Annotated in this window: 21 protein-coding genes; 11 read left to right on the top strand and 10 right to left on the bottom strand. The window is 72.2% G+C overall.

Features of this window, described 5'->3' with window-relative positions:
* Positions 1-5 precede the first annotated feature (5 nt).
* Positions 6-296 (top strand): WXG100 family type VII secretion target, encoded by a 291-nt coding sequence (locus AC1RSJ_RS04435; protein ID WP_493117132.1) that lies wholly within the window; start codon positions 6-8, stop codon positions 294-296.
* Positions 297-478: 182 nt separating this feature from the next.
* Positions 479-1,555, top strand: a complete 1,077-nt coding sequence (locus tag AC1RSJ_RS04430; protein WP_493117131.1) for a phosphotransferase — start codon at positions 479-481, stop codon at positions 1,553-1,555.
* Positions 1,556-1,675: 120 nt separating this feature from the next.
* Here the strand turns inward: AC1RSJ_RS04430 and groL are convergent, their stop codons facing one another.
* The 5 genes from groL to AC1RSJ_RS04405 form a co-directional block, all read right to left on the bottom strand.
* Positions 1,676-3,295 carry a chaperonin GroEL gene (gene groL, locus AC1RSJ_RS04425; RefSeq protein ID WP_493117130.1) on the bottom strand — a complete coding sequence of 540 codons (1,620 nt, stop codon included), beginning with the start codon at positions 3,293-3,295 and terminating at the stop codon, positions 1,676-1,678.
* Positions 3,296-3,481: 186 nt separating this feature from the next.
* Complete coding sequence (locus AC1RSJ_RS04420; RefSeq protein WP_171703748.1) at positions 3,482-3,685, bottom strand: cold-shock protein; 204 nt, start codon at positions 3,683-3,685, stop codon at positions 3,482-3,484.
* Between the two features lie 211 nt (positions 3,686-3,896).
* On the bottom strand, positions 3,897-4,451 hold the full coding sequence (locus AC1RSJ_RS04415; protein WP_493117129.1) for a LytR C-terminal domain-containing protein: 555 nt from the start codon (positions 4,449-4,451) through the stop codon (positions 3,897-3,899).
* Between the two features lie 72 nt (positions 4,452-4,523).
* The gene (locus AC1RSJ_RS04410) at positions 4,524-4,847 is read right to left on the bottom strand and encodes a DUF3263 domain-containing protein (protein WP_493117128.1); all 324 of its coding nucleotides are present in this window, start codon (positions 4,845-4,847) and stop codon (positions 4,524-4,526) included.
* A 9-nt stretch (positions 4,848-4,856) separates the two neighbouring features.
* Entirely contained in the window at positions 4,857-5,939 is a 1,083-nt protein-coding gene (locus AC1RSJ_RS04405; RefSeq protein WP_493117127.1) for a DUF2332 family protein, read from the bottom strand.
* 82 nt (positions 5,940-6,021) lie between these two features.
* On the opposite strand from AC1RSJ_RS04405, the gene msrB reads away from it, so the two are divergent.
* Together msrB and AC1RSJ_RS04395 are read left to right on the top strand one after the other, a co-directional pair.
* A complete protein-coding gene (msrB, locus tag AC1RSJ_RS04400; RefSeq protein WP_493117126.1) occupies positions 6,022-6,420 on the top strand; it encodes a peptide-methionine (R)-S-oxide reductase MsrB in 399 nt (132 codons plus the stop codon).
* A gap of 26 nt (positions 6,421-6,446) precedes the next feature.
* Positions 6,447-6,974 (top strand): nitroreductase family protein, encoded by a 528-nt coding sequence (locus tag AC1RSJ_RS04395; protein WP_493117125.1) that lies wholly within the window; start codon positions 6,447-6,449, stop codon positions 6,972-6,974.
* 9 nt (positions 6,975-6,983) lie between these two features.
* On the opposite strand, the gene AC1RSJ_RS04390 is transcribed toward AC1RSJ_RS04395, so the two are convergent.
* The 5 genes from AC1RSJ_RS04390 to AC1RSJ_RS04370 all read right to left on the bottom strand — a co-directional run bounded on the left by AC1RSJ_RS04390 (position 6,984) and on the right by AC1RSJ_RS04370 (position 11,096).
* The gene (locus AC1RSJ_RS04390; protein ID WP_493117124.1) at positions 6,984-7,958 is read right to left on the bottom strand and encodes a DMT family transporter; all 975 of its coding nucleotides are present in this window, start codon (positions 7,956-7,958) and stop codon (positions 6,984-6,986) included.
* A gap of 39 nt (positions 7,959-7,997) precedes the next feature.
* Positions 7,998-8,765, bottom strand: a complete 768-nt coding sequence (locus tag AC1RSJ_RS04385; protein ID WP_493117123.1) for a DUF2510 domain-containing protein — start codon at positions 8,763-8,765, stop codon at positions 7,998-8,000.
* Positions 8,766-8,906: 141 nt separating this feature from the next.
* On the bottom strand, positions 8,907-10,064 hold the full coding sequence (locus AC1RSJ_RS04380) for a tyrosine-type recombinase/integrase (RefSeq protein WP_493117122.1): 1,158 nt from the start codon (positions 10,062-10,064) through the stop codon (positions 8,907-8,909).
* Positions 10,051-10,503, bottom strand: a complete 453-nt coding sequence (locus tag AC1RSJ_RS04375; protein ID WP_493117121.1) for an ImmA/IrrE family metallo-endopeptidase — start codon at positions 10,501-10,503, stop codon at positions 10,051-10,053. Before AC1RSJ_RS04375 ends, AC1RSJ_RS04380 begins: the two co-directional genes overlap by 14 nt.
* On the bottom strand, positions 10,500-11,096 hold the full coding sequence (locus AC1RSJ_RS04370; protein ID WP_493117120.1) for a helix-turn-helix domain-containing protein: 597 nt from the start codon (positions 11,094-11,096) through the stop codon (positions 10,500-10,502). The genes AC1RSJ_RS04375 and AC1RSJ_RS04370 overlap by 4 nt, the downstream gene beginning before the upstream one ends.
* A 146-nt stretch (positions 11,097-11,242) precedes the next feature.
* On the opposite strand from AC1RSJ_RS04370, the gene AC1RSJ_RS04365 reads away from it, so the two are divergent.
* From AC1RSJ_RS04365 to AC1RSJ_RS04335, 7 genes are all read left to right on the top strand, one after another.
* Positions 11,243-11,524 (top strand): helix-turn-helix transcriptional regulator, encoded by a 282-nt coding sequence (locus tag AC1RSJ_RS04365; protein WP_493117119.1) that lies wholly within the window; start codon positions 11,243-11,245, stop codon positions 11,522-11,524.
* An 8-nt stretch (positions 11,525-11,532) separates the two neighbouring features.
* Positions 11,533-11,736 (top strand): hypothetical protein, encoded by a 204-nt coding sequence (locus AC1RSJ_RS04360; RefSeq protein ID WP_493117118.1) that lies wholly within the window; start codon positions 11,533-11,535, stop codon positions 11,734-11,736.
* 151 nt (positions 11,737-11,887) lie between these two features.
* A complete protein-coding gene (locus AC1RSJ_RS04355) occupies positions 11,888-12,340 on the top strand; it encodes a hypothetical protein (protein ID WP_493117117.1) in 453 nt (150 codons plus the stop codon).
* On the top strand, positions 12,337-12,543 hold the full coding sequence (locus AC1RSJ_RS04350; RefSeq protein ID WP_493117116.1) for a hypothetical protein: 207 nt from the start codon (positions 12,337-12,339) through the stop codon (positions 12,541-12,543). Before AC1RSJ_RS04355 ends, AC1RSJ_RS04350 begins: the two co-directional genes overlap by 4 nt.
* On the top strand, positions 12,540-12,683 hold the full coding sequence (locus tag AC1RSJ_RS04345) for a hypothetical protein (protein WP_493117115.1): 144 nt from the start codon (positions 12,540-12,542) through the stop codon (positions 12,681-12,683). Before AC1RSJ_RS04350 ends, AC1RSJ_RS04345 begins: the two co-directional genes overlap by 4 nt.
* Positions 12,680-12,844, top strand: a complete 165-nt coding sequence (locus AC1RSJ_RS04340; protein ID WP_493117114.1) for a hypothetical protein — start codon at positions 12,680-12,682, stop codon at positions 12,842-12,844. The genes AC1RSJ_RS04345 and AC1RSJ_RS04340 overlap by 4 nt, the downstream gene beginning before the upstream one ends.
* On the top strand, positions 12,822-13,247 hold the full coding sequence (locus AC1RSJ_RS04335) for a RusA family crossover junction endodeoxyribonuclease (RefSeq protein WP_493117113.1): 426 nt from the start codon (positions 12,822-12,824) through the stop codon (positions 13,245-13,247). The genes AC1RSJ_RS04340 and AC1RSJ_RS04335 overlap by 23 nt, the downstream gene beginning before the upstream one ends.
* Positions 13,248-13,252: the final 5 nt, after the last annotated feature.

The following is a 13,252-nucleotide window of genomic DNA, read 5'->3' as shown; positions in this document are numbered from 1 at the left end:
CCGCCATGACGAGATACATGGTGGACAGCGATGAGGTGGCCGAGGCCACCGCGAACGTGGAGGCGGCCATGGGCCGCATCCAGCACGAGGTGGCGGCCCTGCAGTCGCGCCTCACCGCCCTGCAGCACTCCTGGTCCGGCGAGGCGGCGATGGGCTTCCAGGGCGCCGTCGGCGACTGGCAGGCCACGCAGCGGCGGGTCGAGGAGGGGCTGCAGTCTCTCGGACGCGCGCTGCGCGCCGCGGCCCAGCGGTACGCGGAGGTGGAGCGCGCGAACGCGCAGCTGTTCCAGCACTGACGTGTGCTTCAGGACCGACGCGCGCAGCGCCTGCAGGCCAGCGGGCTCGCCGGTGGATGCGGTGGACGCGGTCGGACGCGGGGCTCAGGGTGCCCCGTGTTCCGGCCGACCGCGGTCGAACGAGCCGGCCGGCGGCGACGGCATCCGGAGCGCTCGTCGGCACCACGTGTCACGATGGCGAGGTGCAGCCGCACCCGTTCTTCTCCGGGCTCCTCGTCGCCGACGACGACGACCTCGAGGCAGCTCTCGGGAGCGCGCCCGTATCGCGACGCATGGTGCACGAGTGGCCGCTGACCCGCACCGAGGACGTGGTGCTCGCCGACGGACGACGCCTCGCCGTGAAGACGCAGCTCGCGCCGACCGTCGAGCCCGAGTTCTACCGGCGAGCGCGGGGCGAGGTGCTGCTGCCCGGACTCGACCTCGGATCGGCAGTGGTGGACGGCGCGGCGCCACGGGACGTCGCAGCGCTCGGCCCCGACGGTCCCTGTCGCTGGAGCGCCACGGACTGGCTCGACGCCCCGACGCTCGCCGATGTGCGCGAGCCGGCCCGCTTCGCCGAGCTGGCTCGTGCTGCGGCGGACGGCATCGCCGCGATCCAGCCCATCGACCGGCCCGACGCCGACGACCCGCCCCACGCGGCTGGTGGAGCAGATCCGCTCCCGGTCTACCTCGACTTGTCGGCACCGCACTGGGACGCCGTGATCGACGACGTGGCGAGCGGGCTCGCCGAGTTCATCGCGTCCGGGAGGTTCGGCGGCATCAGCGCCGAGGAGGTCGACGGGCTGCGCGCGTGGGCCCGGTCCGCGCCGACGATGAGCGCGATCCACGCCGCACCCGTCCTGGCGCACGGCGACCTCTCCCCCGATGAGGTCCTGCTGCCCGCCGAGGGCGGTGTCCGGGTCATCGACTGGCAGCGGCCGGTGCTCGGCCCTGCGGGGATGGACCTGGCCGGGCTGCTCCGCCGTGGCGGCCGGACCGCTGGCGCCGCACGGCCCGGCCCGGCACGCGACAGCCCGGCGCGCGACAGCCCGGCGCGCGGCAGCACCTCGCGCGGCAGCACCTCGCGCGGCAGCACCTCGCGAGACAGGGCGTCGCGCGGGGAGCCGGACGACCCGCTGGCGGTCGCGGGCGAGGTGCTCGCGCTCGTCGAGCTGCACTGGGCCGTGGCAGCGAGCCGCGACATCCTGCCGGAGCTGCCGCCCGCGCTGCCGGGCTCCTGGGCGCGCACCGCACTCGACACCATCCTCACCGGCGGCTGACCGCGGGAACGCCGAACGGGCGGCCCCTCCGACGCTTCCGGGGAAGCGCGCTTCCGAGGAAGCGGAGGGACCGCCCGTTCGCGGTCGGGATCCGACGGGATCCGTCAGGTCAGGCCCGGATCAGAAGTCCATGCCGCCGGTCGGGTCGCCCGCCGGGGCGGACACCTTCTCCGGCTTGTCGGCGACGACGGCCTCGGTGGTGAGGAACAGGCCCGCGATCGACGCGGCGTTGAGCAGCGCGGAGCGGGTGACCTTCACCGGGTCGTTGATGCCGGCGGCCAGCATGTCGACGTACTCGCCGGTCGCGGCGTTGAGGCCGTGTCCGACGGGCAGGTTGCGCACGCGGTCGGCCACGACGCCGGGCTCGAGGCCCGCGTTGAGGGCGATCTGCTTGAGCGGCGCGTCGATGGCGACGCGGACGATGTTCGCGCCCGTCGCCTCGTCGCCCACGAGCTCGAGGGTCTCGAACGCGGTCTTGCCGGCCTGGATGAGGGCCACGCCACCACCGGCGACGATGCCCTCCTCGACGGCGGCCTTCGCGTTGCGGACGGCGTCCTCGATGCGGTGCTTGCGCTCCTTGAGCTCCACCTCGGTGGCCGCACCCGCCTTGATGACGGCGACGCCGCCGGCGAGCTTGGCGAGGCGCTCCTGCAGCTTCTCGCGGTCGTAGTCCGAGTCGGTGTTCTCGATCTCGGCGCGGATCTGCTTCACGCGGCCCGCGATGGCGTCGGCCGAGCCGGCGCCCTCGACGATGGTGGTCTCGTCCTTGGTGACGATGACCTTGCGGGCCTGGCCGAGCAGGTCGAGGGTGGCGTTCTCGAGCTTGAGACCGACCTCCTCGCTGATGACCTGGCCGCCGGTGAGGATCGCGATGTCCTGCAGCTGGGCCTTGCGGCGGTCGCCGAAGCCGGGGGCCTTGACGGCGACCGACTTGAAGATGCCGCGGATCTTGTTCACGACGAGCGTGGCCAGGGCCTCGCCGTCGACGTCCTCGGCGATGATCAGCAGCTGCTTGCCCGCCTGGATCACCTTGTCGACGACCGGGAGCAGGTCCTTGATGTTCGAGACCTTGCTGTTGACGATGAGGATGTACGGGTCCTCGAAGACCGCCTCCTGGCGCTCCGGGTCCGTGACGAAGTACTGCGACAGGTAGCCCTTGTCGAAGCGCATGCCCTCGGTGAGCTCGAGCGTCGTGCCGAAGGTGTTCGACTCCTCGACGGTGACGACGCCCTCCTTGCCGACCTTGTCGATGGCCTCGGCGATGAGCGCGCCGATCTCCGGGTCCGCGGCGGAGATGGACGCGGTGGCGGCGATCTCCTCCTTGGTCTCGATCTCCTTGGCGGACGAGACGAGCGCCTCGACGACCGCGGCGCTGGCCTTCTCGATGCCGCGCTTGAGGCTGATCGGGTCGGCACCGGCGGCGACGTTGCGGAGGCCCTCGCGCACGAGCGCCTGGGCGAGCACGACGGAGGTCGTGGTGCCGTCACCGGCGACGTCGTCCGTCTTCTTGGCGACCTCCTTGACCAGCTCGGCGCCGATCTTCTCGTACGGGTCGTCGAGCTCGATCTCCTTGGCGATGGAGACGCCGTCGTTGGTGATCGTGGGGGCGCCCCACTTCTTCTCCAGGACGACGTTGCGACCGCGGGGTCCGAGCGTGACCTTGACGGCGTCGGCCAGGATGTTCAGGCCGCGCTCGAGGCCGCGGCGGGCCTCCTCGTCGAAAGCGATGATCTTTGCCATGAGTTCTTTTCGTCCCTCCCGGACGCTGGTGCTGCGAAGCATGTGTTAGCACTCGATGAGACCGAGTGCCAGGGTTCATTCTGGCACTCGCCTAGGACGAGTGCAAGCCGCGCAGACAGCGCCGGACACGCGACGACGCCGGCCCGCTGCTGCGGACCGGCGTCGTCGATGTCGTCGCGGTGAGGCTCAGGCCAGACGGACGGACTCCGCCTGCGGACCCTTCGATCCGGTACCCACCTCGAAGACGACCTGCTGGCCTTCCTCGAGCACCTTGTAACCCGCCATGTCGATCGCCGAGTAGTGCACGAAGACATCCTGTCCGCCGCCATCGACGGTGATGAATCCGTAGCCCTTCTCGGCGTTGAACCACTTAACGGTTCCGTTGGCCATTCCCTGCTCCTTGCTGTGTTCCGGTGCGAGGCCGGTACCACAGGGGAACGACCACGGCCAGACAGTAACACCTGGCGCCGACGCCGATAAGCCCGGAATCACGGGAAATATGGCGAAATCCGGCGATCGGCACGTGGATTAAACACGGCGGTAACACTGCGGGGCGGAACGGGCCCGGATCGCATCAGGGATAACCCCGAGATGCGCGGTTTCAGCCGGTGTAATCGGCCCCGATGACGATGGTGATCGGGGAGCCGGGATTCGCGTCCGAGAACTGGACGCTGCCGGTGCCGAGCTGCTCGACGAGTCCGCGCGCGACGCCCTCGACGTCGGCGGAGCTGTAGTAGACGACCGTGTCGGCGATGTCGCGGCTCGAGGCGTTCGCCGTGCCCGCGACCGTCCAGCCCTCGGCCTTGAGCTTCGTGCCGACCTGCTCGTCCGCGTCCTCGGTCGTCGTGCCGTTGAGCACGGTGATGGAGGCGTCGACGCCAGCGGGGATCTGAGACGGGTCGGTGATGGCCTTCACCGTGTCCGCGGAGGCGGACGGGCCGGAGGTCGCATCCGCCGTCGAGGCCGGGAAGAGCGGGAGGCTGAAGGAGGGGTCGATGCGCGTCAGCGTGAAGAGGCCGGCGACGACGAGCAGCCCGGTGGCGAGCGCCGCCCAGGCGAAGACGATCCAGCCGCGGCCGGGGCGACGGGGGCCGCGGTGCACCCCGACGACGTGCAGGTCGCGGGGGATGTCATCGAAGCGGTCTCGGTGGCTCATGCGCGGATCGTGGTCCTGGTCTCTCCGGTGCGAGGGGGCCGGTGCACGCCGTGCGGCGGCACCGCACGCGGGTCAGCCGGTGCGGAAGGTCCGCGCGGCGCGTGCCCGGCTCCGCGCCGTCCGAAGCCGCTGGAGGCGGCGGACGAGGAGCGGATCCTCGGCGAGGGCGATCGGGTTGTCGATCACCGCGTGCAGCGTCTGATAGTAGCGGGTGGCCGTGAGGCCCAACTGGGAGCGCACCGCGGCCTCCTTGGCGCCCGCGGTGCCGGTCCAGTCGCGCTCGAACTCGAGCACGCGGCGCTCCAGCTCCGTCGGCTCCTGCACCGGGGCGACCCCGGGCGCGCCGACGTCGCGTCCGGCGCCCGCGGGGCGCGGCGACAGCGACGGCGTGCTCATGGTCGGAGCCTAGGTCGGCGGCGGCCGCTCCCCGAGGAACGACACCCGGTCTCCGTGGGGTGCGCAGGCGGCGATCGGGACGCCGTCCACCGCGAGCAGGAACGGCGACGGATGCGGCGCCGCGAGCCCGGCAGCGGCCGCGGCGACCTCCGGCAGCGCGGAGGCGGACTCGAGCGTCACGGAGCGGACGCCGGCGGCGCGTCCGGCGCCGAGCGCGCGGACCCGGTCGAGCAGCCCCTCCCGATCGGCCGGCGGCAGGTAGACCGCCGTGCCGAGCGAGAGGACGACGAGCACCGCGTCCGCCGGCGCGGTCGCCGCGACGGCGTCGAGCTCGGCGAGCGCGTCGCCGGCGACCACGACGGGCGGGTCGTGCCGGACCGCGTCGAGCGCCGCGCGCAGCCGCGCCCGCCGGTCCGGGCGGTCGGACGGCACCATCGCCTCGAGCCGCCGCCGGTGGTCCGCGCTCCGCGGGTCGAGCGGCGCGAGATCGATGCCCCGCCGCCAGACGATGTCGGGCATCCGCTGCGGCAGGTCGCCGGGCCCGGACACTGCGCAGTCGAGGGTGGGCGCCCCGTCGCCGAGGCGCACCTCCTCGGACGGCACCTCCCGCGCTCGCGCCGCGCCCGCATCGCCGGGCGCGCCCACGTCGCCGGATGCGCCCTCGACGTCCCGAGTGAACCGGTACGACCAGCGGTCGAGCGCGAGGCAGAGCCCGGCCGAGGCGCCGAGCTCGAGCAGGGCGATCGGCCCCGGGAGGCGCTGCAGCGCGATCAGGAGCGGAGCGCACCGTCCGACCTCGTTCGTCTGGGTCCGCGTGGTGCGCGCCACCGCTGCGACGCCGGCCCAGCCATCCAGCACCGCGCCGCGGAGCGCTGGCCAGTCCGCCTCGACCGGCAGCCCGGCGAGCTCGAACGCGATGAAGAGGAGCGACGGCTGGCGGCTCGGACGCGGCAGCTCGTCGATGCGGTCGAGGAGGTCGGCGTCGTCTGCGATCCGCTCCGCCCACCCGGCATGGAGCGCGCTGTGCGGTGCGAGCTCGCGCGCCGCGCGCCGGTACCAGTCGGCGGTCGGATCGTCGGCGGGCCTCGTCACATTCCGATTCTGCGTGACGGGGTGGGGAACACGACCGCGCCGGGCCCTGTTGAATGGGGTGGACGTCAACGAGGAGGACGAGATGGCCTACGAGGTCGAGAAGAGCGACGCGGAGTGGAAGGACGAGCTGGACCCGGAGAAGTTCGCGGTGCTCCGTCAGGCCGCGACCGAGCGCGCCTGGACCGGTGAGCTGCTCGATGAGTCGCGGGCCGGCCTCTACACCTGCGCCGCCTGCGGCAACGAGCTGTTCAAGAGCGGCACGAAGTTCGACTCCGGCTGCGGCTGGCCGAGCTTCTACGAGTCGGTGAACCCGGAGGCCGTCGAGCTGCTCGAGGACCGCTCGCTCGGCACGGTGCGCACCGAGGTGCGCTGCGCGAAGTGCGGCTCGCACCTCGGCCACGTCTTCGACGACGGCTTCGGCACCCCGACCGGGCTCCGCTACTGCATGAACTCCCTCGCCATGGGCTTCGAGGCCGAGTGAGTGCGGACGCTCCCGTCGCGGAGGCGATGCGCAGCCGCCGATCCCAGTCGTCGGTCACCGACGACATGCCGAAGCGCGCCGAGCTGCTCAGGCTGATCGAGGTGGCCGGCGGCGTCGCCGACCACTCGTCGCTGCGCCCGTGGCGCGTGATCGCGATCAAGGGCAAGGCCCGGATCGCGCTGGGTCGTGCCTTGGCCGAGGGCGCGGGACTCGAGGGCGGCGCTCTCGAGAAGGCGTCGACGAAGCCGCTGCGCGCCCCGCTGCTGCTCGCGGTGGTCGTCTCGCCGCGGCCGAGCCACAAGGTGCCGTACTGGGAGCAGGAGTCCGTCGCCTCCGGCGTCGCGCACGCCCTGAGCCTCCTGCTCGACGAGGCCGGCTGGGGCGTCATGTGGCGCACCGGGCTGCAGACCCGCACCGAGCCGGTGCGCCGGATGCACGGTCTCGAGCCGGGCGAGGAGCTGCTCGGGTGGCTCTACGTCGGCGGCAAGTCGCGCACGAAGAACGGCCGCCGCAAGGCGATCAACGCCCGCGGGCACTTCAGCACGCTGAAGTAGCGCGGCCGCTCAGCCGTCGATCGCGTCCTCGACGACCGCCGCGCGGCGCCGACGCACCGGGATGGCGGTCACGCCGACCGCGACGAGCGTCAGCGCCGTGCCGACGAGCGTGGTGAGCACGACCTCGTGCCCGGGCGCCGGCACCACCACGTCGAGCACGACGGACGCGATGAGCTGCCCGGCGATCGTGGCGAGGCCCATGAGCAGGACGCCCGTGATGTGGACGATGATCGCGGCGCCGGCGATGAACACGACGCCGACGGCGCCGCCGAGGTAGAGCCACCACGACGTCGGCAGCGGCTTCGGCGGCCCCGCGATGCCCACGTGGATCAGCGCCGCGACGATGAGCACGGCCGTGCCGATGACGAAGTTGATGAACGTCGAGGTCAGCGCCGAGCCGGCGACGCGGCGCACCTGTCCGTTGACCGCCTGCTGCCAGCCGATGCCCGCACCGGCTATGACGGGCAGGATCAGCATCCAGACCGGCGCCGATCCGCTGATCCGCGAGCCGACCGCGATGCCGACAGCCACGAGCGCGAGCAGCGCGCCGGCGACGCGCGGCACGGTGAACGGCGTGGCCGGCAGGGTTCCGAGGCCGCGGCGGTCGATCACCATCGCGCTGACCGTCTGACCGCACACGGTCGCGACGGTGAAGAGCGCGACGCCGAGCGTCGCCGCGACGAGCCCCTGGCACAGCACGAGGAAGCCGCCCGCGGCGCCGCCGGCGACGTACCACCAGGGGATGCGTCGCTCACGCAGCGCGCCGACCACTCGGCCGAGGCCGGCACGACCGGACTTCGCCGCGAGCATCCCTACCGTGAGCAGCACCAGGCCGACGCCGAACGAGATGAGTGCCGCCACGAACCCGTCGCCGAGCTCGAGCCCGAGCTGCCCGTTGATGCGGCTCTGCGCCGCGATCATCATGCCCATCACGACCGCGGCGCCGGTCGCGAGTGCCCTCACGCCACGTCCGCTCGTCGTCATCCTGTCCAGCCTAGGACGCGGCGCGGATGACGGATCGCGTCAGAGCCCGAGGAGCTTCGCCTTCGCGGCCCGGAACTCGTCGTCGTCGAGGATGCCCTGCTCCTTGAAGGCGGCCAGCTTGGCGAGCTCCGCGTTGAGATCGAGGGCGGCGGGCGCCACGGCCGCCGCCGGCGCGACCGGGGCGGCGGGCGGGAAGCCCGGGATCCCTCCCGAGTAGTTGATGTGCTGGGTCTGCTGTCGGATCCGGAGCGCTTCGCGCGCATCGTGCGCGACCCGGTTGATCTCGGCGACGCCCTCGCGGAAGCCGGGGATGTCCTCGAGCAGCACCGTCTCCTGACCACCACCGGCGCGGATCGCGCGGAGTGTGATCGTCCCGATGTTGCGCGCCTTCTGCGTCAGCGACTGGTTCGCGTCGACGTCATGGATCTCGTGGACGTGGATCTGCTGGGCCTTCGTCGTCAGCGTCCCCTTCTCGAAGAACAGGAACTCCCTGGTGAGGCGGTAGCGTCCGCCGCCGAAGCCCTTCAGCGGCTGACCGACGGCCTCCCAGATCGTGTTCGGGTCGCGCGGCTTCTGCGGTGCGGGGACGGGATTGGGCACGAAGGCGCTCGGCGTGGTCGGCATCGGCGCCGCGATGGCGGCGGGAGCGGGGGCCGCCGTGGGCGGTACCGCGGCGACCGGCTCGGGTGCCGGCGATCCGGGCGCGGGCGCCTGCTGCGTGTACTCGGTCCAGCCGTGGCCGTCCCACCACCGCTGGACTCCGGTTCCGGTGCCGTCGTCGTACCATCCCGGTGCCGTGGTGCTCATGTCGCGACTGTAGGTGACCTCGGCGGGAGGTGGTATCCCTCGAACGCGTCTGACCGACGCGCTCGCGACGAGCGCCTGAGGGCCGTGGTCTCGGAGCCTCCTGTCGGATTCGAACCGACGACCTTCGCTTTACAAGGGCGCTCAGCGGGAGCGAGCGCGGCGTAGCGACGGCGACCGCGGCGGACGGGATCCCTGTGATTCCAGGGAGCCGGGCGTGACCGGTGCGAGCGTGGCGTAGCCGCCGGTAGCGACCGGCTGCCCCACGTCTGCCCCACGCGGATCGCCGAGCGCGGCGACGATGCGGGAGTGGTCGACGTCGGCCAGGTGCGCGTAGCGCTGCGTCGTCGCCGGCGACACGTGGCCGAGCATCCGGCCGACCTCGGCGAGCGGGACGCCGGCCTGGATCAGCCACGACGCGTACGTGTGGCGGAGGTCATGGATCCGCACGTGCCCGATCTCGGCACGACGGAGCGCCGGCACCCAGACGCGCGATCGCCAGTTCGACAGAGACGTCGGGCGATCGCGATCGGAGAACACGAACCGGCCGGACGCGTGCGGCGCGACGAGCTCGAGCACCCAGTCCGGGACCGGAACGGACCGGATGCGGCGTCCCTTCGGGTACGGCTTCACACGACCGATCGCGTCGTCCCAGACCTCCGCGATCCGGACCGTTCCACGCGGGACGTCGAGGCGGGAGGGCTGCAGGCCGGCCGCCTCCCCCCACCGGGCTCCGGTGCCGGCGAGGAACGCGACGATCGCTGCGTCGCGCGGGGTCGGCATCTGCTCGAGCAGCTGCGCGAACTCGGCGCGGGTGAGGAACCGCATGGCCTCGGTCTCCCCCGCGGTGACCTTGATGCGGGCGGCCGGGTTGAGGGTCAGGATCTCGGCGTCGATCGCGGCGTTCAGCGACGCCGAGAGCAGGTAGACGTTCCGCTGCTTCGACGACGGGGCGCCGTCCATGCCGGCGACCCATGACCGGACGTCGTGGCGTGTGATGTCGACGAGCGCGACGTCGGCCCACCGCGGCCGCAGGTGCCGGTCGATGCGGTATCGGTCTCGGAGCGCTGTGCCGGGCTCGACCTGTCGGGTCTGCAGCCACTCGTCGCACCAGTCGCCCCAGGTGCGGGCGCCGGCGGACGGGTCGCGCCACCCGAGGCGGCGGGCCTCGTCCTCTGCGACCGTGGCTGCCTTCTCGGCGGCGCGCTTCTGGGTGAAGGTGCCGGCGGACCGGCGCTTCCCGCTCCGGTCGCGATAGAGGGCGCGGTACTTCCCGGACGGGAGCTGCTCAGCCCAGGGCACGGAGCACCATCGGCTCGACGCGATACGGGTCGCGGCGTGCGCGCGCGAGGTCGAGGCGGTGGACGTTGAGGTACATCCGCAGGATCTGGACGGTGACGCCGAGCTCGAGTGCCCAGGCGCCGTAGTTCCCGGGTCGCTCCTCGGCGAGTTCGATCAGCTCGCCGCGGTCGACGAGCAGTTCGGCGGCGTACCGGTCGGCGAGCACCTCGTTCTTCGGGGTGGTGGCGCGGTGCCCGTGGACGGCGTGGCCGAGCTCGTGGGCGAGGATGCAGCGGTCCTGGATCGGCGAGAGCGTCTCGCGAAGCAGGATGGCGCCGTCCTCTGGCGCGTCCGGCAGCCAGAGACCGTCGCAGTCGTTCTCGTCGAGCTCGCGGAAGTGGCCGATCGCGACGGTGATGCCGAGCTGGGCGGCGTGCGCGAAGGGGTCGTAGCGGTTCATGCTTCGGTGTCTCCAGGGTCGGGGACGTCGCCCCGCTTCCCAGCTGCGCGGTCGTACGTCGACTTCTGCTCGGCATCTTGAGTAGTACCGCCGACATCCGTCGCTTCCTCCGCCTCGGCGCGGGCGTAGAACTCAGCCTCGTCGCGCTGGCGGTCCAGCTCGGCCTGCTCGGCTTCGTCTGCTCCCCTGTCTCGCTCGAGCTGGCGCTCTTCGTAGCCCTGCATCCAGGGGTGGTCGCGATCCAGGGGACGGTCCAGATCGCCGTGCACACCGATCTCGTCAGTCTCGATCCGGCGCAGGATCTCGGCCGCGAGCTCGCGATCTGAGAAGAAGCGCAGGTGGAGGGGCAGGGGAAGCTCGATGCCGTTGCCGCCGGCCTCCTCCTCCTCGATGTAGCCGGCGGCCACGAGCGCGCCGAGCGGCGTCTGTCCGTAGCTGCGCGCGACCGCGATGACCTGCTCGGCGTCGGGACGCGACTTGCCGCTCAGCCATCGGCTGACCGTGGAGCCGGACACTTTGATCCGGTCGGCGATGTCGGTCTGCGTCGCGTTCAGGGCGGTGAGGTAGTCGGCCCACGTGTAGCGCTGGTTCACGCCGTTGACGCTACGCGAGTGCATGCACGCATGCAATGGATTTTCGGCCGCGCAGCCCCGCCATTCCGGGGGACACGTCGCGACACGCAGATTGCATGAACGGGTAGCACTTGCGCACTCGCAACCATGGTGCCTATCGTGCATCCATGCACAGCGCCTCCCCCAACGCAAGCGGCCCTCGGGTCGTGCTGAACGTGAAGAAGCTCAACGAGCTGCGGCGTGCGCACGACATCACCAGCGAGGCCGAGCTGGCTCGCGTGATCGGGGTCGACCCGGCGACGCTCTACCGCGTGCAGCGCGGCGAAGTCGCTCCGTCGAACGCGTTCATCGCGCGGATGGCGCTCGCGTTCCCAGCGGTGTCGTTCGATGCGCTGTTCACCGTCCTGCGCTCCCCCGAGCAGGCACCGGTCGAGGCGGTGGCGTCGTGATGCGGCGCATGACCCCGCAGCAGCTCGCTGCCGAGTCTCCGCGCCACGAGGTCACCATTCGCCGGGCGCTCGAGGCAGGGGAACTCCACGGCACGCAGCCGAAGCGCGGTGCCCGCTGGTCGATCCGCGAGGACTGCGCGGAGGCCTGGCTCGACGGACTGCCGTGCGAGCACCAGACGAAGAACGTGACGCCAATCCGAAGGCGCGCATAGCCGGCGCTCCCCCAGCGCCGCGGCGGCCGGCCCGTCCCCCCGAGAACCTGATCCGTTCCGGGTCGGCCGCCATCTCCGAGACCACCGTCCACCCCGCACCCGAAGCGGGGTGGCCGGTCGATTCCCCACACCCCCTGACAGGAGCACACCCATGTCCGAATCCGCCCCCATCGAGACGCCGGCGTCGCGCCGGACTGTCTCGGCCGAGGTCGCAGCGCAGGCGCTGTGGCAGCTCGGCGACACCACGTACGGCACGGAGCCGACCCGGTTCACGAAGCGGATCTTCCTTGCGATCCAGATCGGCAACCAGGAGGACCTTGCCCGGCTGCGTGTGATCTACCCGCAGCACGTGGAGGCGCTGCAGACCGGCCTCCGGGAGCACTGGGGGCTGGGCTGGCTCCGCGACGTCGTCCGCGACCGCGTCCCGGCGGCTGACGTCCGGCGGGAGCCGGCCGACTTCGGCTCCCGCGACGCGGACCCGTGGTTCGTGATCGGCGCGGTGCGCGGTCGCCTCATCGCCTCCGGGGCTGTCTCGCTCCCGCAGTGGGACGAGATGGTCGAGGACGCGAAGCGGTTCGGTCCCGGGATGGTGGTCGCGCCGTGACCGGCGAGAGCGCGCCGGTGCGTGCGATCGATCACGCGGCGGTGGTGGCCGACGAGCTGCTCGAGATGGAGCTCGCTGAGGCGGAGTCGTCGGAGGTCGGGCGTGACGCCCATCTCGTCGTGCCGCTCGCGCTGCTGGTGACGATCGCGACGCTGCTCGGCGGCGCCGTGATGGTCGCCGGTCGGATCGGCGGTGCCTGGTGATCCTCTGCCTCCAGCGCTGCGAGCACGGCGGCGTCTGCACTCTGCCCGTCGGTCACGACGGCGACCACAAGGCGCTGTTCCTCCAGGCCGAGCCGGACGGCGGCTTCTACTGCTCCTGGCCCCAGGAGGTCGCGTCGTGATCGCGCTGCTCGTGGCGGTCGCCGCGGCGCTCGGGATCTGGCAGGTCGCGGACGCCGGCGCGCTCGACGGCCGCGGGGTCGTGGCGCTCGCCGCGCTGGCGGCGGCCGCGCTCCTCTACGCACGGCGGGAGGAGTGTCATGGACGCGATCCTCGTCGCTGAGTTCGCTGTCGCCGGCGCTCCGGTCGCGCAGGGCTCGAAGTCCGGGTTCCCGCGGAACGGTCGCGTCCGCATCGTCGACTCGAACCAGAAGGAGCTGCGGCCCTGGCGCGCGCAGGTCGCCGCCGAGGCTGCGCTCGGCCGTCTCGTCGATGAGCGGGTCGAGGGGCCGGTCGTGGTCGATGTCGAGTTCCGGTTCGTCCGGCCGAAGTCGGTGCGGCGGCCGCACCCGTCGGTGAAGCCCGACATCGACAAGCTGCTCCGCGCCGTCATGGACGGCATCACGGACTCCGGCCTGTGGCGCGACGACGCGCAGGTCGTCGACGTCCACGCCTCGAAGGTCTACGCCGACGTCCCGGGTGTCCGGGTGCGGATCGGCGAGTACTCCCCCACCCCCAGCAAGTAACCCGA

This window comes from Schumannella sp. GW821-FHT10F01 (assembly GCF_058809295.1).
The sequence above is the reverse complement of the archived record's forward strand: the minus strand, read 5'-3'. Positions and strand labels throughout refer to the sequence as shown.